12 protein-coding genes and 1 pseudogene are annotated in these 19,520 nt (G+C 40.1%); 9 read left to right on the plus strand and 4 right to left on the minus strand.

Annotated elements, in window-relative coordinates; translation table 11 throughout:
• Positions 1-82 precede the first annotated feature (82 nt).
• Together JCM21738_RS06675 and JCM21738_RS06680 are read left to right on the plus strand one after the other, a co-directional pair.
• Positions 83-1,186: an FUSC family protein gene (locus JCM21738_RS06675; protein WP_243462922.1), complete on the plus strand. Its 1,104-nt coding sequence runs from the start codon at positions 83-85 to the stop codon at positions 1,184-1,186.
• A 131-nt stretch (positions 1,187-1,317) separates the two neighbouring features.
• The gene (locus JCM21738_RS06680; RefSeq protein WP_023614099.1) at positions 1,318-1,533 is read left to right on the plus strand and encodes a hypothetical protein; all 216 of its coding nucleotides are present in this window, start codon (positions 1,318-1,320) and stop codon (positions 1,531-1,533) included.
• Between the two features lie 185 nt (positions 1,534-1,718).
• Here JCM21738_RS06680 and JCM21738_RS06685 read toward each other — a convergent pair.
• Positions 1,719-1,988, minus strand: a pseudogene (locus JCM21738_RS06685) (RDD family protein); the annotation flags it as partial.
• Positions 1,989-2,034: 46 nt separating this feature from the next.
• Here JCM21738_RS06685 and JCM21738_RS24260 point away from each other — a divergent pair.
• Complete coding sequence (locus JCM21738_RS24260) at positions 2,035-2,196, plus strand: hypothetical protein (protein WP_156315505.1); 162 nt, start codon at positions 2,035-2,037, stop codon at positions 2,194-2,196.
• A 189-nt stretch (positions 2,197-2,385) separates the two neighbouring features.
• On the opposite strand, the gene JCM21738_RS06690 is transcribed toward JCM21738_RS24260, so the two are convergent.
• Complete coding sequence (locus JCM21738_RS06690) at positions 2,386-3,147, minus strand: hypothetical protein (protein ID WP_035209103.1); 762 nt, start codon at positions 3,145-3,147, stop codon at positions 2,386-2,388.
• Positions 3,132-3,752, minus strand: coding sequence for a metallophosphoesterase family protein (locus JCM21738_RS06695; RefSeq protein WP_148296072.1), 621 nt, complete (start codon positions 3,750-3,752; stop codon positions 3,132-3,134). Before JCM21738_RS06695 ends, JCM21738_RS06690 begins: the two co-directional genes overlap by 16 nt.
• Positions 3,753-4,080: 328 nt before the next feature.
• Here JCM21738_RS06695 and JCM21738_RS06700 point away from each other — a divergent pair, with 328 nt between their 5' ends.
• From JCM21738_RS06700 to JCM21738_RS06725, 5 genes are all read left to right on the plus strand, one after another.
• Positions 4,081-9,696 carry a carboxypeptidase regulatory-like domain-containing protein gene (locus JCM21738_RS06700; RefSeq protein WP_035209106.1) on the plus strand — a complete coding sequence of 1,872 codons (5,616 nt, stop codon included), beginning with the start codon at positions 4,081-4,083 and terminating at the stop codon, positions 9,694-9,696.
• A gap of 35 nt (positions 9,697-9,731) precedes the next feature.
• Positions 9,732-13,187 carry a carboxypeptidase regulatory-like domain-containing protein gene (locus tag JCM21738_RS06705; RefSeq protein WP_035209108.1) on the plus strand — a complete coding sequence of 1,152 codons (3,456 nt, stop codon included), beginning with the start codon at positions 9,732-9,734 and terminating at the stop codon, positions 13,185-13,187.
• 231 nt (positions 13,188-13,418) lie between these two features.
• On the plus strand, positions 13,419-16,181 hold the full coding sequence (gene ppc / locus JCM21738_RS06710; protein WP_023614103.1) for a phosphoenolpyruvate carboxylase: 2,763 nt from the start codon (positions 13,419-13,421) through the stop codon (positions 16,179-16,181).
• Between the two features lie 1,006 nt (positions 16,182-17,187).
• Positions 17,188-17,793 (plus strand): CBO0543 family protein, encoded by a 606-nt coding sequence (locus tag JCM21738_RS06720; RefSeq protein WP_023614105.1) that lies wholly within the window; start codon positions 17,188-17,190, stop codon positions 17,791-17,793.
• 69 nt (positions 17,794-17,862) lie between these two features.
• Positions 17,863-18,180, plus strand: a complete 318-nt coding sequence (locus JCM21738_RS06725; RefSeq protein ID WP_023614106.1) for an MGMT family protein — start codon at positions 17,863-17,865, stop codon at positions 18,178-18,180.
• Here JCM21738_RS06725 and JCM21738_RS06730 read toward each other — a convergent pair.
• Entirely contained in the window at positions 18,143-18,478 is a 336-nt protein-coding gene (locus JCM21738_RS06730; RefSeq protein ID WP_321172032.1) for a DUF3231 family protein, read from the minus strand. The two genes, JCM21738_RS06725 and JCM21738_RS06730, sit on opposite strands and share 38 nt — an antisense overlap.
• Before the next feature lie 113 nt (positions 18,479-18,591).
• Here JCM21738_RS06730 and JCM21738_RS06735 point away from each other — a divergent pair, with 113 nt between their 5' ends.
• The gene (locus tag JCM21738_RS06735; protein WP_243462923.1) at positions 18,592-19,287 is read left to right on the plus strand and encodes a Na-translocating system protein MpsC family protein; all 696 of its coding nucleotides are present in this window, start codon (positions 18,592-18,594) and stop codon (positions 19,285-19,287) included.
• Positions 19,288-19,520 lie beyond the last annotated feature (233 nt).

Here is a 19,520-nt window from a genome sequence, read left to right on the forward strand (position 1 = left end):
GCTATTATTGATATATGTTTTATTCCATTAAAGGAGGTTATGTTAAAATATAAGCGTTCTCAATAGAAAGTGAGGGGTTTAGATGATTACTTTAGGTCCAAGAGTCTTAAAAACAGGAGTGGCCGTTGTACTTGCCTTATACATAACAGAATGGATTGGATTGGAGCCCCCGGTGTTTGCTGCAATTGCAGCAACCTTTACAATCCAGCCATCGATTTATCGATCATGGAAACAAGTATTAGAGCAATTCCAGGCGAATACACTCGGTGCGATCATCGCTATTGCATCCATTTATTTATTCGGGAACAACCCTATTGTCATTGGGTTTGTAACTGTTATAGTTATTATTATTAGCTTGAAGCTTAAAATGGAAAGTTCCATATCTTTAACGCTAATCACAGTCTTAATCATGATGAGTTCACAGGAATTCAACGGTATTTTAACAGCAGCAAACAAATTTATCATAGTCCTTGTTGGAATGGGGTCTGCTTTCCTTGTTAATTTAATTGTCTCGCCACCAAATTTCAACAAGAATTTTACCGAAACAATGAACAAAAGCTTTAGTACCATGTCCTTGTTAATAAGGACAACTATTTCCAATGAACTGACAGAAAAAACATTTCAGGATCAATGGAGTCAATTGAGAAAGGACGTAGCCAAGCTTGAAGACCTTTATAAAATACTCGATGAGGAAAGAAAGAAAATTTCAAAGGTAAAACCTCTCGACGTGAGAGAATTGGTTGTTTTCAAACAAATGCTTGCTTGCCTTCAGCAAGGCTTAAGGATATTGGATATCGTTGAGGATCATTTTTTTCAAAGCCGGCCTGAACAGGAGGATACAAAGGAATTCGATGATCAATTCGAAGAACTCATTCAATACCATGAAATGATTCTCCTTAAATATTCGGGGAAAATCAGAGAGCTAGATATGGAAAGTATCCTAAGACAAAGCGGATTATTCCTTGAATCAATCATGGAGGACAAGTCAATAGAAAGGAATGATAGGTTGAGGTTAACGATCATTGGTTCTGCGATTTATGACTACGCTTTTCAGCTAGACCGTCTGAATGAGTTGATCGATCAGTATCAAAATAAAAAGCAGATACTGAATACAACAGCAAACGTGGGCTTTTTAATTTTTTTAAAAGGAAGCGAACTAAGCATATCCGTTGATGAAAAAGCATAATCTTATGTCTTGAAATGGATTATAACTTTGTAATTTACAAAATAAGGTATATATTCTTATAAATAACATCATTACCATATAATAAAAAATTCCTATAATCTAAATAGTTGTGATTAAGGAGACATTGGGAAATGACAGAAGAAGCCTTTAACGAGAAAAACCTGTTACATAAAAATGAGAATAAATATTTCTGGGTTGTATTAAGTATTAGTATTGTCTCTTACATTCTCTTTGCATTATCGATTGTAGGAATATTTATTATTCCTGCATTCCTGCTGATTTCGATGTTGCTTCATGCATTGATGATTGGTCAAATCCTGCTTAACGCAGTCCGGCGGAAAAAATGATGTTCATCCTTCCATCCATGTTGATACCAGGAATTGCAGAAAAGTATCTGCGAGCTTGTGAGTATACTTGTGACCGCTATGCGGCCTTCTATACTGGAAATCCTGAACATATCAAAAGCAGAATTTTCACCAGTTTTCCCCACAAAAAAACACCTGGTATGCCAGGTATCCAACAACGATGTTTCTTATTGTCCATACTTAATTTCATTTGGTTTTTCATAAGTTACATATGTTCCTGCGATGAAATCGTGGATTGCTCTTTTATCCTCACGGATGCCTACCATGAAGGCACTGACAATAGCACCCAGACCCAAGGTAAGTACATATACAAGTCCCGCAACGATCGTACGCATTAGCATCGTACCGGAGCCAAGCTTTTCTCCATTAACTTTCGCGATTCTCACACCCACAATTTTCTTTCCTACTGTATATCCTGACCATAAAACAGGAACAATTCTATAAGAAGTTCAATTAAACATCAAAAAGTTAAGGGAGTACTATATGAACTTCCAATTTCCAGTGAGTCCCGAAACGAAACAGGTGATTGAGGTATCCATCGGTTATATGAATTCCTATAAACAAGTTTATTTAAATGAAGGTCATGTACTTAAGTCCATCCCGGAAAAGGCGAAGTATGTCCATGGTGAAAAACAACCTCGTTAAAAAGAACACTATTCCCTTTCTGCTGCTCCAAGCAGCTTTTTTTTCGAAATCTCCTGTGTCTTTTTCATATAATCCTCCTAGTTAAAAAGAGAGTCTCCCTGTTTTCATGTAAAGTACTTAAAAAATGAAAGACCAAATTTGGTCTTCTGGTGATGCTTCGTTTTATACTATCTTGTTAAATTTAAAGCTCTATTTATTTATTGTACCCGTCCATAGTTCAAATACGGGGAGTTTTACAGGTGTGCCGGCAAACATCTCTCCAGGCTTATATATAATTGTATAGGTAAGGTTCTTCCACTTTGAAAAACCATTTTCCTTAAAGGATTGATGATAACTTGGTCTCCATGTACCAGTATTTAAATAAACCCTTTCTTTTTGTTTTGATTTATTTTTTTCTTTAATAATCTCAACGGTGCGTTTTAACGGGCTATGGGTATGCCCATATAGGACATATTGGATTGTTTTAGGCATGGCTTCAAGATCTTGTTTTGCTCCCCTTAAATATTTATCATCTATCCAAAGTTCTTTGACTATATCAAATTTATCAAATAACTTGAGCTTCCATGCTGAATTGGTTATATCAAATGTTCTCAACAGGGTTCCCATGATCTGTACCTTATTTCCATTATCAAGAGGGTGCCAGAATCGATCGTGTTTTTTGATCCAATCTTTAACAAATGGAATTTTCATAAATTCATCTCCAACTTGTCTAAATGCTGAGTTGATGGCATCTTGAACGACTTTTCCATATTGTTCATACCGCTTGACTTGAAAGGATAGCCAGGGAATGATAGCAGACATTGGACGGACGTCGAATAGGTTTCTGAAATTATCAGATATTTGATTGATATCTGCTTCTGGAAGGTTAATCTCTTTCAGCTTCATGCCAACAACGACCGGAAGCTTTGAGGCAATCTCTGCAGCAATTACATCACCTATTGGAATGGCCATATAACTCTGTGGATTTTGATGGTCACCTTCAAATTGAATGGATCCCATTCATGGCCATGACGAGCTAAAAGTCCATGCTGTTCGTTCAAAAGGTAGTTAGGGAATTTATCTTTATACGACAAATTTTGCAAATCCAGTTCATCAATCACCAGTCTTCTCATTGAAGGGTACACGTTACATAATCGATCATGATTTCCTGGTATATAGATGATTTCGGGCTTTTTTGGAAAGCCTAGCCTCTGCCAATCCCGCCCTGACAGAATGGATATTATTTCCTTATTAACTTTTATTATATTTTTTAGAATATCGACAGCTATTAACTCTGTTTTTTCATTTCCAGAACCCCCCCATGGCCGGTCTGACAATGGAACTTCAACTATTTTATTTTTGCTATTTTCGAGAAACCATCTTTCTGATCTGATCACATCAAAAATATCTCCTAAAAGAACAATTTTAATGTCTTGTTCATTTTCATTTAAATGCTTTACAGCTGCCGTTGCTTGCTGGGCGAGCTCAATAAAGGTATCCCTGAAGACTTCTGTTTCAAGCTGATGTTTCCCCGCAGTCCCATCCATCAAGTGAAGATCACTTATAAGAATAATCATTTTTTTCACATCCTTTTACTCCACGTCCATATCAACAAAAAGACATGGCTTACTAAAAGAGTTTTTTATATGTATATGCGTGACGATGAAAAAAGAATGGACATGTGTAGAGGGTTAAAAATATGGCCCGAGCCTTTTATTCTTTGGATACAAACGAGCCTATCAGTAACGAGATTTATCATTCAAAAGTAACAAAGTGGCAATCAATTCCATAGGTATTTTGAGTTATATTTATCTGAATAGTTAAAATGTTTAATAGATTTAAAGGTTTTTACAAAATTTTGCAGTATTTCTTCGTTAATCAAATTTTTCAGGGGGTGTAAGAAACTTGAGAAGAAAAACCAAGAGAACTGCAAGAAAAATTTCGGCTGTTTTGCTGGCAATGTTAATAATATTTTCATCGTTTTCAACTTCGCTGGCATCAGCCGCCAAACCAAAACCAAAGAGTTTTTCAAAAGAAGAACTAGTACTCGAGAAACAGCGTGAGCAAGCATATTCTACTGGAAGAGGAGCAGAACTAGAATCTTCGTCTGCAGAAAGTGATGAACTGACAAACCTGTTAGATGGACTGGGAATTGAACCGCCACCTTTGAAAGGCGATGAAGTATCAGCAGCTGAAATGAATAAAGATGCTGCTCTCCTTAATGCCTTTGAGAAGGAACAAGAAATTAATGTCATTATCAGGATGAAAGACCAAAATTACCTCAACGAGATTTATCCCCAGGTAAAAGCAAAGAAGAACCGCGCAGAAAAAATTAAAACCATCCAGGAACACCTCAAAGAAAAAGCGAACATTTCACAAAAAGGAATTCAACAGGCACTCACCGATCTAGAAACAAAAGGAAAAGCCAAAAGGAAGGATTCTCTCTGGATCATCAATGGAATCACTGCTTCCATAACAAAAGAAGCATTGGATGAACTGAAAAAACGTGAGGATATTGCCAAGATCTCTCTTGACGAAACCCTCAGCCTCCCAGAGGTGACGGTAGAAGAAAATCCCCCGCGTCTTCCTCAATGGGGGCTGGAAAAAATCTATGCACCAAAAGTATGGGGACAATATGGATTGAAAGGTGAAGGCATAATCGTCGGGATTATGGACTCTGGAGTTGATGGAAATCACGAAGCACTAAAGCAAAACTACCGCGGACGAGATGGTAACCATCAATATTCCTGGATTGACTTATCAGGCCAGGGTTATAAGACTCCAAATGACGGCAATGGGCATGGAACCCACGTTGCTGGTACTGCGGTTGGCGGCGGGAAGGGAGAACCAATCGGGGTAGCTCCTGAAGCAGAATGGATTGCAGCTAAAATCTTCAATGATGGAGGCTCAACAACTCTTTCAGCTATCCACCAGGCTTTCCAATGGTTCATGGCTCCAGGCGGTGACCCATCGAAGGCTCCACATGTAGTCAACAACTCATGGGGGAATTCGAATACTTATAACCTTGAATTCTATGAAGATGTAAAAGCATGGGTGTCAGCAGGAATCTTCCCATCTTTTGCAGCCGGGAATGATGGTCCGGGATCACAGACAATCGGTTCTCCGGGAAGCTTCCCTGAAACATTTGCTGTCGGCGCAACTGATGCGTATGACCAAACTGCCACTTTCTCCAGCCGTGGCCCTGTTTTTTGGAAGGATGAAAACGGCGATGAGCAACGCATCATTAAACCAGATATATCTGCACCTGGCCACAGGATTTATTCAGCATGGCCAGCTAAACGGAATGAAGGGAAATACAACACTATCAGTGGTACATCAATGGCGACTCCGCATGTCACGGGTGCAGTAGCGCTATTATTGCAGGCTAATCCTAACCTGACAATTGACCAGGTAAAAGAAACTCTAAAGCAGACTTCCAGAGTGGAGCCTCATATGGGAACATTGCCAAATGATTCCTATGGCACAGGAATCATGAATATTTACCAGGCTGTCACCGAAACTTCTTTCGCTGGTGAGCTTAACGGCAAGCTGACAGACAAGGATGGCAAGCCGCTGGCTGGAAAACTTGAAATAAAGGAGGAAGGCCTTTCCTATAATATTGGAAAAGGCGGGGATTTCAAATACAAGATCAGGGAAGGCAGCCATAAAATCAAGGTTACATCTTTTGGCTATCAGGATTTTGAAACAATAATCGAGCTGAAAAAGGGCGAAACATTATCAGTGAATTGGGTCTTGGAGAACGCCCAGGCATATAAGGTAATTGGAAAAGTAACTGACAGCTCTGGGAAGGCAGTGCCTTATGCATTTATTAGAGTCAAAAACACTCCGCTGCCAACTTATCGAACTAATGCTAGCGGAACTTTCGAAATTGTAAATCTGCCTGCCGGTCAGTATGTCCTTCAGGTTTCGGGGGAAGGGATAAAAGGATTGGCAAAAGAGATGGAGGTTAAAGATGATACTTCCATCGATTTGAAGGTAAACGCTGAACCATCCAATTTAAATAAGGAATGGGCAATGGCGAATGGCAACAACCAACGCAATGCTGTTTCTGCAAATGCAATTGACGTAGATGCACTAGAGGAAAGCTGGGAGTACGATACTTCAGGGAAAGGTAAGATTCTTTTTTCCACCCCAGCTGCAGCTAAAAACAAAGTGGTCCTTGTAACGGACAGTGGGTACGTTGTAGCACTGGATTCGGTGACTGGCAAGGAGCAATGGTCTGTAAGATTTGGAAGCACGAACAGGTCATCGCCAACAATAAATGGTGATACTGTCTATCTTTCAGGAGGAGAAGACGGAAAGATTTATGCTTTGGATCTCAAATCGGGTAGCATTATATGGACGACCGCTGTTGGGTCAATGGCAGTCTATGAATCTCCTTTGCTAGTTGATGGAACGCTATTTGTTTCATCGGACCTTTCAAAAGATGCAAAGCTAACCGCATTAAATGCAGAGACTGGGGAAAAGAAATGGAGTGTCGATCTTGGCGCACCTACGTATTTTGGTCCTAGTGCCGGAGTTGGCATGTTATTTATCGGAAGCTATGATAATCAAAAGCTCAGAGCCCTGAGGATTGAAGATGGAACAGAAGTGTGGAGCAAAACTCTCGTAAATGAAGGCATTGCCTCAAAGCCGGTATTTGAAGGCGGCACACTATATCTAGCTGGTACCAACTTTAGCACCGAAGGCGGCACGCTTTATGCTCTTGATAGCAAGACAGGTGAAGAGAAATGGAAGGCAGAAGGGATCGGTGATACACAGGCTGGTTCTCCAATTGTCTATGAAAATATTGTCGTCATTGGTTCAGCCGTTCAGCCGGTATTGCGCGCATTCGACGCCAAAACTGGCCAGGAGCTTTGGAGCAACCGATCTGTGGGCACTACTTTAAACAGCGGTTCTGTTTCTGCAAATGGACTTTTATTTTTTGCAGGTACAAGTGGAAATCTTTCAGTTATTGATGTGTACACTGGTGAAAGATTGAAGGATTTCAGCCTCCCGGTTTATAGTACATCTGGAATCCCTGTTCTCCCTGGTCAGGTAATTGTACTTTTCCAAACTGGCGTAAAGAGCTACAGTTCACCTGCTATTGTCAAAGGCATATTAAAGGATAGCGAAGGAAATGTTGTTCAAGGTTCTGTCGCTGTGCTAGAAACAGGAGAAACTGTAGACACAGACGAAGATGGAGGCTTCTTGCTTAAGCATACACCTGGTGACTATACAATAAGGATTTCTTCATATGGTAAAAAGCAAATCACTGAAAATGTAAAGCTTTCTTCAGGATATCAATTTATGAAAGATTATCAACTTGAGGAAGCAGCTAAGGGCTCATTATCTATCCTTGTAAAAGACCAGCGTACCGGAAATCCAGTGGCCGGGGCTACTGTCCTCCTAAATCAATCACCAGTTGAGGGGAAGACAGACAGTAATGGACTATTTGCAAAGGAAAATATATATGAAGGAACCTACATGGCAGATATCTCATTAAAGGGTTATAAGACCGGCAGCGTGAAAATCGTTGTCAAAGCCGGCGAAGGTACTGACTTAACCTTCGAATTAAAGCCAATTGATATTGCGGTCCTTAATGATTATAAGAGTGAAATCACAACATTGCTTAATGTTAACGGTTTTATTGCTGAGGAACGCGGTTGGGATGTTGTCGAGGACATAGGCCGCTATAAAGTAATTCACTTGAATGGCGGATATGGTTCGGAAGGTACAAAGCCTACAGAAGATCAGTTTAAAGAATTGGTAGAAAGCGCGAAGGCTCATAATGTCAGCATCATCTTCACAGACCAGTGGGGCGCAAACTATGGATCCATTCACCATTTGAAAGGTTCTTACCAGGATCCAAAGGAGCTGGGACATGATTATGATGGCGGGGAAGTAAGAATCCAGGTTGAAGCAGAGCACCCTATTTTCAAGGGGTACAAACCTGGAGACAGAATCAATGTTTTAGAGAATAACGCAGATTTTGCCTGGTTCAATCAGTATTCAGGCAGGACAATCGGTAAAATCGGCAACACCGACCTTGGTTTTGTCGGTTCTGGGATTGCTTATAAAGCTGTATCCGAAGATAGTGCCCATTTATTATTGTCGAGCCATGCGACTGTACCTTGGGAGAGTTCAAAGGCCTGGCTGCGCGGACAGCAGCAAATCTTATTTAACAGTATTGATTACCTGTACAAAGCTGAATACGGAAAGATAACAGGTTCTGTGACCAATGCAGGTGGAGAACCTGTCGAGGCAAACATCGAAGTGCTCGAAACAGGAGTAAAAGCGAAGACTGACGCAAACGGAAACTTCACACTTTTTCATGATGAAGGTACCTTCAAACTTGAAGTAAGGTCAAAAGGATTGGGTTCTAAATCAGAAACCGTTACTGTAGCTAAGGAGACACCTGCAACAGTCCAAATCGCTTTAGGTGAGTCAGAAAAAGGGCTGCTATCAGGTACTGTAACGGACTCCATATCAGGTATGGAGCTTCAAGGTGTCAATATTACAGTTGAAAACTCAGCTGACGAAACGATAATAGAAGTTCAGACTGCTGCAAACGGACGATATGAAGTTTCTGGCTTAGAGGATGAGGTGTATGAATTTAAATTCAGTAAGGATGGATACATCGTTCAGACGCAAAGTGTCGATGTCGCTCGCCATTCGGGTGAGTTGGACATTCAGATGCACACTATGCCATCAGTAGGTGTAGTAGGTGACTACTTCTCCTCCAAGAAAAACTTCAAAGCTCTTTTTAATGAAATTGGAGTAAATGTTCTAGATGTGCAGCCTGCAGAATTGGTTCAGAGAATGGCTGAGTTTGATGTCATTTTTTTCAATGACCCAAGCTCATCAGCGATAACCGATGAAATGATGGAAGCTGCAGACAATGCTCAAACCAGCCTGATTTATGGAGATGCTGTCTGGGGTGGCGGCATTAAGCAGCTGGTGAATTACAGAAAGGATCCGAAAGAGCTTAAAACGATAAGGAAGACAACCGAAGCAGCCCAGTACAAGGTCATCGAGGAGCATCCGATATTCAATGGAGCAAAGACTGGGGAACTCGTTGAAATTCTTACTCCAGCAGCCAGCTATGTCGGTTACTTCAAGGATTACAGTGGCTATCCTCTGGCGGAGATCAAGCATGAAGGATCGGAGACCACACTTGGCCTTGGGGTGGGTTATAAACCGAGATCTGCCGGAAGTGTTGAATTGCTGTTGAGCGGGCACGGATTTGCTTATTACCATGGTGCCAAGGACTATACTGAGGAGGGGAAACAGCTTCTCATTAATTCGGTATTATGGGCAGCAAATGTCAAATACCCAGTAATCAGCGGGACGATCGTCGATGAAGAAGGCAATCCATTAAAGGCAGATATCAAGGTGAAGGGACAGCCGTTCCAAACCCAGTCAAGCAGTGAGGATGGCAGTTTTACAATCGCGATGCTACCAGGAGAATACGAGATTGAAATCAGTTCCTATGCTATGCCACTAGAACGATTAAAGTAACCGCAGAAATGGACAGTGAGCCGAAGGAGATTCAAATGGCAATAGCAGAAAATGTTGGCTCCATTTCAGGTACCGTTGAAGATTCAAAAGATGGGAATGCGATTGAAGGCGCAAAAATCACACTCTTAGGAGCTCCAAAAGAAGCGATTACAAACGTCCAGGGTCAATATAATATTTCCAAAGTAGAACCAGGGAACTATACTGCAAGAATTGAAAAGGAAGGCTATGTTCGCCAGGATATTGAGCTGAAAATTACTGACGGCCAAAAAGCTGCAGTGAATGTAAAATTAAAGCCTTCACCAACGGTTGGAATCATCGTGGACTTGACAGCATCAGGAACCACGTATAAGCAGTATTTAGAGGAAAGAGGATACAAGGTCGTTTACCTGGATTATCAGGATACAGATAAATTGGGAGAGGTAGATGTTGTATTCGCGAATTCCGATTATGCAAGGAATTTAGAACCTTCAAAGGAAGAGTTTTTAGCATTTCAGAAAGCGCTGGATGAAAGTAGAAAATCAGTTATCTGGACAGGCCAGGCGGGAGGACGAGGTTCGATACGATATTTGCAGGAATTCAATGATGATCCAAAAACTATCTTCGAACACAACAACAAATCAGGAGCACAGGGAGCTGTATTGGACCAACATCCTCTGACTACAGGTTTTAAGACAGGAGACATTATCGAAATACCTGGAAAGTCCGGCTATTATTATGGCTTTGACGGCTATTCGGGTACAACGGTCATTGATTTCTCACATACAGGAACCGGGGAAAAGGGGAGCATGGTCGCCTACAAAGGCAGGACGGCTGATTCCGTTGAAATTCTCTTGGCCAATATGACAGTCAGCCATGTATTCAAGCCAAATGATTCATTTGACCCAGCAAGAGAACGGCTGCTGAATAACGCACTAGACTGGGCACTCGAAGAGAAAGAGGCACTTGTCGGAGAGCTTAACGGTATAGTACAGAACGTCAATGGAGCTGTAAAAGGCACAATTTCTGTAAAAGAAACCGGCAAAACCTATCAAACAGATGAGAAAGGCAAGTTCTTTGCTGCATTTGAGGAAGGAACCTACACCTTGACTATTGAAGCTTTTGGCCACAATCCAAAAGAATTCACAGTCTCGATTAAAAATGGCGAAGCGAAAAATGAAGATTTCGTCATTGATGCTGTTGATTCTGGCATCCTGGCTGGTAAAATTGTCGATGCCTCTACGAAAGATGGCATCCCAGGTGCAAGAGTAGAAGTAATTGGAACACCAGTGACAGTCAAGACAAGTGAGGACGGAAGATATCAAGCGACACTTCCAGCAGGCCAATATGAAGTCAGGGTAATTGCGGCCGGCTATAAGCCGATTTACCAATCTGTAGAAATTGCAACAGGGGAGCAGACAGACTTAAATGTTTCACTTGTTGTTTCTGAAAAGATTGCATTTATGGCAAACCCTTATCAGCAGGACAGAATCATGCCATTCCTTGAAAGCAATGGATACGATGTTGATTTACATCCTTATGCAGAATTTGAAACATTGATCGAGAATATACAAAACTATAAATTAATCATCGTCAATGATACATCTTATTCTATGAAGGAAGATAGATTTAAGGCAATGGTGGAGAAAGCAAATGAAAATGAAGTGAGCATTATTTTCACTGCCTTGTTCGGAGGTCCGATTGGAGATTTAAGTGATGCATATGGGGACCCTGAAGATTTTGAATATACTTTTGTAGATAAGGAACTCAATCTTCGGATTGATGAGAACCATCCAATCCTGAAGGGATTCAATAAGGGTGAAGAACTTCCATTCCTTCTCAATCCTAAAGGAGCAGTACAGTACTCGGTGTTTGAAAACTATAGCGGAACGACTCTTGCCAGCTTGACTAACCCGGTTAAAGGAGAACTTGGCAGCTTCATTGCCTATAAGTTCAGCTCATCAAATAGTGTTCATATTCTTCTTTCCGCCCTGCAAATCAGCGGGTATGGCCATCCGAATGAGAAATGGACTGAAAATGCGAAAAAGATATATGTGAATGCGATCAATTACGCGTTGACTGCAAGCCAGGGTGAAATCAAAGGAGAAGTAAAGGACAGCCAGGGAAATCCAATTCCGAATGCCTTTGTAACCATAGAGGGAACAAATCACAAAACCACCACCAACTCAGCTGGCCAGTATAAGTTTGGAATTGGTATTGGTGATTACGAAGTGAAGGTCCAGGCAAGAGGCTTCGCTGAACAAACCAAGCCAGCAAAAGTTGCAGAGCTTGGAAGCAGTGTCGATTTGAACTTTACACTGGAAGCTATTGATGGTTCTGATTTGAATGGTGTAATTACAGGCAAGAAAGACAAAGAACATGTAGCTGGTGCTAAGTTGTCACTAGTTCCAAAAGATGAGCCGGATTTTAAGATGGAAGGCTCGAGCATAGAAAATGGTTCATATGAATTCAAGAATTTGCTGCCGGGCGAGTACACCTTGTTTGTAACAGCAGAAGGATATTTGCAGGAAGCTTTTGAGGTGGAAATTGTCTCTGAAGATAAGGAATTCAACCTGGAACTCAATGCATTCGAGGCGGCAGTATTGGGAGATGTTAATGGTGCCCTGACAGGATTATTAAATGAGCAGGAACTGTATGCAGAAGAGAAAGGCTGGGACATCCTCGGGAATGTCGGAAATTACGATGTCATTCTAGTCAATACAAATAAAGGAACAAAAGAGCAATTTGAACAGCTCATCATGGAAAGTGACGAACAAAAGACAAGTCTTGTTTTCACAGGCACATGGGGTGTTGCTGAAGGTTCAATCCAAAGGCTAGAGGAGTTCACGGGAGGTCTGGAAATGGACCAGCAGGGATATAATGAAGGTGCAGTATACCTTAAAGCTGTAACTGGACATCCAATATTCAACGGAATCAATTTGGATGAAAATGAACATGTTAAAATCCACACAGCTAAAAGTCCATATGCAACATTCAAGAATTATACGGGTATAGCAATTTCAAGCCTTTCCGTTGACGGGGAGAGTAAAGGGGATTCAATTGGGTTTGAATTCAGGAGCAAGGAGCACATGCATTTGCTGTTGTCTTCCTTTGCTGTTACAAATATCATCGGACCTGATTATGGCTGGACTCAAAATGGGCGACAGTTATTCGTAAATGCCCTTGGCTGGTCAAGGGATACATTACAGGAAATCCCTGAAGCACCAGCTTGGAAAATGGAAGAGTTTATGGTGAAGGGTGAGCCGGCATTAGTAGAAGGTACAGCACCACAGGGAACGACCGTGAATATTTATGAAAACCATGGCAATGAAGTATTCCTGATTCACTCGGTAAAAACAGGTCAGGATGGCACGTACTCAGTAGAGTTGGATCTTGATAATGGAACGCATACTTTGTATGCAGAAGCAGAGAACTTTGCAGGTAAAACAAAGTCAGTGAAAACAATGAAACTAATTGTAACCGGGAAACCAGAGAAAAAAGATAAAGCAAACTAACGAACACGAATACTAGTTGATATTGGCTTCCCATTTAGGGAAGCCTTTTCTTTAATAGCGTTTGTTTCAAAGGCTTTGAGTGGAAAAATAATTAAGGAATACTTACACTTATAAAAAAGGGGAAGTCATTATGGAATTCCTTTGCCAATATGCTTATCACTTCACAATCTCAGTACTTTTATGCTATATTAATATTTAAAATATTCTTACAAGTTTTAGGAAGGTGACAAAATGACATCAGGAATTGAAGTGAACGACAGCAGTTTGCCGTTGCGCCGGGATGTAAAAATGCTTGGAAACATCCTCGGAGATATTCTAGTCTACCATGGCGGAGTGGAACTATTTGAAAAAGTAGAAAAGATCCGAGCAATGTGCAAAACTCTAAGGAATGAACATGACCGCGATACATACCCTGCTTTAAAAGAGGAAATCGCAGGCTTGTCTGTTCCTATGAGAAAAAATATCATCCGGGCATTTTCGGTTTATTTTCATTTAATCAACGCAGCGGAACAAAATCACCGGATCCGCAGGCGCCGCGACTATCTGCTGGAGTCTGAAACCAGCTCACAGCCAGGCTCTATTGAAGCAGCTATCCTTTCGTTGAAAGACAATTACATATCCTCAGATATCATCCAAAATGTACTGAATACAATGTCTTTGGAATTGATTATTACAGCCCATCCCACGGAAGCCACCAAACGTTCAATCCTGGAGATTCAGAAAAGGATAGCAGGTATCCTTAAAAGTCTGGACAATCCACTCTTATCCAAGAAAGAGCGTGACAGGATCGAGGAAAGCCTATTCAATGAGGTTTCCGTCCTTTGGCAGACTGATGAATTGAGAGACCGTAAACCTACTGTCATAGATGAAGTCAGGAACGGACTTTATTATTTTGACCAGACACTATTCGATGTCCTGCCTGAAATCCATCAGGAAGTAGAAACTAGCCTGAAAGGCCATTATCCTGAACATGAATGGAAAGTACCTCACTTTCTTCGATTTGGCTCATGGATTGGCGGTGACAGGGATGGGAATCCAAATGTTACTCCAGATATTACATGGGAAACATTGCAAAGACAAAGACGTCTGGTACTAAAAAAGTATAAAGCTGTATTAGTTGATTTGATGAAGCGTTTCAGTCATTCAACAACAAGAGCAGCTGTTAGTGAAGAACTAGTCGCATCAGTTATTAAAGAGGAAGAAAGATATTTAACGGCTGATCAAAAATGGAATATTGAAGGCGAGGTTTATCGCCGCAAATTTGCTATTATCATTCAAAGGCTTAAGGAAGCTGGAAAATCTGTTATCGGCTATAAATCATCAGAGGAAATGCTTGAAGATCTTCTTGTCATAAAACGAAGCATCTATCAGCATCATCCTGTTCACCATGAACTCAAGACTTTGCAAAAGTTGATCAGGCAAGTCCAGCTGTTCGGATTCCATCTTGCAACTTTGGATATTCGTAACCATAGCGGTGAACAAGAAGCGGCAATCGCTGAAATACTGAAGAAGGTTGGAATCAATCAGGATTATCCATCACTATCAGAAGATGAAAAGCAGGAATTACTTGTTAAAATCCTTGAAGACCCTCGTCCATTGCTCCTTCTTCATGAGGATTATTCAAAAGAGACGCAGGAAATGCTTCAAGTTTTTGAGATGATCAAACGTGCGCATAATGAATTCGGGAAGCGTTCAATTTCTGTGTATCTAGTGAGTATGACTCAATCCGCGAGCGATTTGCTTGAAGTGCTTGTCCTTGCCAAGGAGGCTGGCATCTACAGACTCCATGCGGATGGTACTTTCGAGACCGATCTGAACGTAGCTCCTCTGCTAGAAACAATTGACGATTTAACAGCTGGTCCAAAAATTATGGAGACACTATTCAAGTTGCCAATTTACCGCAATCATTTGAATAAAATGGGGGATCAGCAGGAAATCATGCTTGGGTACTCAGATGGAAGCAAGGATGGCGGAACATTGACAGCCAACTGGAAGCTTTACAAAGCCCAGCTTGAAATCAATGAGATTGCGAAGAAATATCAAATCGGTTTGAAGTTTTTCCATGGCCGAGGAGGTTCATTAGGCCGAGGAGGGGGTCCATTGAACAAGAGCCTGCTTTCCCAGCCTGTCGAGACCCTTGGTCAAGGAGTCAAGATTACTGAGCAAGGTGAAGTTTTGTCATCACGTTATCTGTTGAAGGATATTGCCTATAGAAGCCTTGAACAGGCTACATCTACAATGATGAAGGCTGCAGCGAATGTACTGAAGGAATCTGAGCAGGGTCATTTGCGTGACCAAAGATGGGTGGTTGCCCTCGAGCAAATTTCTGCTGTTTCCTTAAGGAAATATCAGTCGCTTGTGTTTGAAGATCCAGATTTCATCACTTATTTCAACCAAGCTACACCGTTGAAAGAACTTGCTGAACTGAATATCGGTTCACGTCCGATGAGCCGAAAAAATAGTGCCAAATTCGAAAATCTTCGTGCTATACCATGGGTATTCGCCTGGACACAAAGCAGACAGCTCTTCCCAGCATGGTATGCGGCCGGAACTGGCTTGCAGAACTTCGCACAGGAAAGTCCCGATAATTTAAAGGTCTTACAGGAAATGTATGAACAATGGCCATTCTTTCGAAGTACTGTTGATAATCTGCAAATGGCATTGATGAAAGCGGATATTACCACGGCACAGGAATACACTTCACTGGTAGAAGATAAAGCAATTGCTGACCGTATCTTTGGCAACATTTTAGAGGAGTATGAACGAACCAAGAATATCCTTCTGCAAATTACAGAGGATGAAGAACTTCTTGACCATACACCAAATATCAAAGACTCTGTCCATAGACGAAATCCATATGTCGATCCGCTTAACTTTATTCAAGTGGAATTGATTAAGGAGCTTCGCAAGGATGAAGATCCGGATGATGAGTTATTGACTCAGGTTTTATTAACTATCAGTGGCGTTGCTGCAGGATTAAGGAATACCGGTTGATAAAAAGACCCGCCGCATGGCGGGTCTCTTTAAATACCGCAGCAAAAGTTTTTTTTCACAGAATACTTAACAGGTTCGGTAAGTGATTTGTCAGACAGGCAGTTTCATTTGCCGTTCGAAAGTAACATGAGTTAAAATTTCATGGTTAAGAGTTTTAGCCATTTTCATAGTAAGATTCAATATCTTGCGAATGCCTTCCTGGTGCCCGTTTTTGATAGCAAGCCCGTCACATTGGATTTCACTTTCAATACTCAATTGTTGTTCTAGCACCGGATAGTAAATATGACCAAGTTCATGCCAGATAATCGCTTCTTTTATATCTTTGTCGGCGCAGAAAGTTGGATAGTCATATACAACGATGAACCAATCGAATTCAGCTTCATAAGATTTATAAAACAGGGTTAGAATCCGGGAATCAATATTCCATAAATCAAGCCATTTTCCATTCCTAAACCCAAAAACCTTTAAAACAGCCTCCTTATTTTCGATAATCGCAAATTTCCATTGACCCGGTACTTTTCCTGATCCAAAAGTTCACCGATGCATTTCAAATAATTCCTCCTCATAATGATGTCCTGTTATTATTGTTAAATATATTAGTTATTGTTAAACAACATGAGTAAAATAAAAAGGTACGAAATTGATCAGAAGGGAGGGAGCTGTGAATGCTTTGTTCGCATAGTTACTGAAAAGTGGATCGCAGGATTGAAGATAATGAACAAGTTTATGAAGAAAACGAACAATTCATAAAAATGTATCATGACAGGATAACCACAGCTTCTGACATTTTTCATCTTCGTGACATATTAGATATTTCATTTAAGAAAATATCAGGAAGGACAGGATTTCTTTATCTTCATACAACAAGAGGAGTGTATTCCTACTGTACCGATGCAAAGCCTGATCGGCTTATCGAGATTTATAATGAAATCAAACATCAAAATTAGCTGAATTCACACATATTTAGCAGTAAAAATCACACTCTATATACAAAGGGTGTGATTCTATGCTTTTTTCAATAGTTGGTGCAATTGGATCCCAATTGAATGATTATATGATGATTTTAAATGCCATTTCGCTCCAGGAACTTTTAGATGCCGAAGCGAAATATCATAAGGTATTAAGGACGTACTGGTATGAAAATAACTTCCTTACCTATAAATGGTGGTTTCTATTGGTTCTTTCCGTTGTCCCGGCTATTGTCTGGTGGATAAGAGTGGATAAAACGAGGCTAATAGAAAATACAGCGTTTGGTTTATTCTATGGTGTAACAGCCATCTTCCTGGATTCAATCGGCAGCAACGCTATGGTATGGACATATCCAGTCAGGCTCACACCTTTTATAAATCCGCAGCTATATCCATATGATGTGGGAGTCGTGATAATCCCTTTTATGATGGTCTATCAAAAATTCAGTTTCTCATTTAAAAAGTTTTTTATCGCTACAGGTGTGTTGTCCCTTTTCCTGGCTTTTGTTGCAGAACCGTTTATGGTCTACCTGGGGATTTATAAAGAAATTACCTGGAAACATATTTATTCATTTCCGATTTACTGGTTAATAGGACTAATGTGTTGGGCAATCATTAAGAAATTCAAATCTTATACTTCTTAGTTTAAAAATCCCTGGCTTTAAGCAGGGATTTTTATGATATATTGGGTTGGTAGAAAAGGATGTGGCACCGTGACGGATTTTACAAAGAATGTTATTAGAATAATACAAACAATCCCCTATGGGAAAGTAATGACATATGGACAAATAGCTAGAGCGGCTGGAAGTCCAAGATCTGCAAGACAGGTTGTACGAATACTCCATTCCCTGTCAGAAAAATATGGACTCCCGTGGCATAGGGTGATTAATTCAAAAGGAGAAATAAGTTTCCGGGATGAAGAAATGTTTATTAACCAGAAACTGTTGCTGGAATCTGAAGGAATAGAATTTATTACAGAAAGATCACTATCACTTAAAAACTATTTATGTCATATTGATCCTGAATTCTAATGAATGAGGATGTAATAAAAATAAAAGTAAAAAAACACCCATTGGGTGCTTTTTTACTTTTATTTTTTAAAAGATTTTGTCTGTCAACTGATAAAGGCGGCTGTTCAAGCCATTCATTTGCAACCATAATATTAATCCCGTCTTCGGAATATTTGAGGATCTCTGCATTCAATCGGGAATAATCAATCACAAGATCGCTTCTCTGGCTCTCTGAAGTGGCAACCCCATAGTTGCCGATGCCAGCATAAATCATTACGCTGAAATGAAACAACGAGAAGCCATTATTAAATATAACGATAAACCTTCATTGATTTATACATAAATCTACAGTTTAGTTCTAAATTAAGTAAGACGTATTCATGTTTTGCCAGTACAGGATTAGGGAAGAATTAAAGAGGAGTAAATTACATAGTGAGGTACAATATGGAAGTAGCAATGCTTGAAAAAGAAATCAGCGGATATATCGGGAAGTTATTAAGAGAGAATTTTGGCCGTGGGCCAGGTAATGTGTTTTGTACCATCTCGAGGCCTTTCGTATCCATCTATATAACCAATTTCTTGTCACCGATGGAGAATACGCTCCTGACTAATCAACAAAGCGTCTATGTCCAAAAGACAAGAGATTTAATGATGGAAAACCTTGAAGAAGAAATAAAATCCTATATCGAATTTAATACAAAAGATAAGATAAAAGAATTTTACTATGACTGGAATCTGGATGAAAAATCAGGAATGTTACTATTCATTTTTGAAAAAGATCAGCCATATAATTTCGATGCGTATCACAATAAAAATCTTGTTGAGAAAGAAACAATAGAATTAAGCATGCAAATTCAGAAAGCTCCTGAAGAAACCCACTCAAAGTTGCTTAATGAGCGGACGCTTATTATCGTACGCCACGGTATACTAATAAGCCTGGAAAAAGAATTCATTCAATTAGGTTTTCAAGAAACGCTGAAGGTTGTAAAAAGAAAGCTGGAAAAGAAAGTCATTAATCAGCATCAAAGTTCTTATGAAAAGTACCTAAACGCAGAAATAACAGATTACTTTGTAGACTGGAATTTTGATAAGGACAAAAGCTACACTTTGTTTATACTTAAGCCATGACTGACGAGCCTATTGATTTATTGGTGATAAAATGGTACTATACTCAATAGGGTAAAGGTTAAAACTCTTAACCTTGCTTATTCAAAACAAGAACAAAATTTAAAGTGAATAACTAAATATATTAATCTGATAGCAATGAATGGGCATAGAACCAGATCATAAGTCAGAAAAGGATTATCATGGATTGATCCTTTTCTGGCTTTTTTTATTTATTTAATAGGAAATTATAAAAT

It is taken from the genome of Mesobacillus boroniphilus JCM 21738 (assembly GCF_000517385.1).
GTDB lineage: Bacteria > Bacillota > Bacilli > Bacillales > Cytobacillaceae > Mesobacillus > Mesobacillus boroniphilus.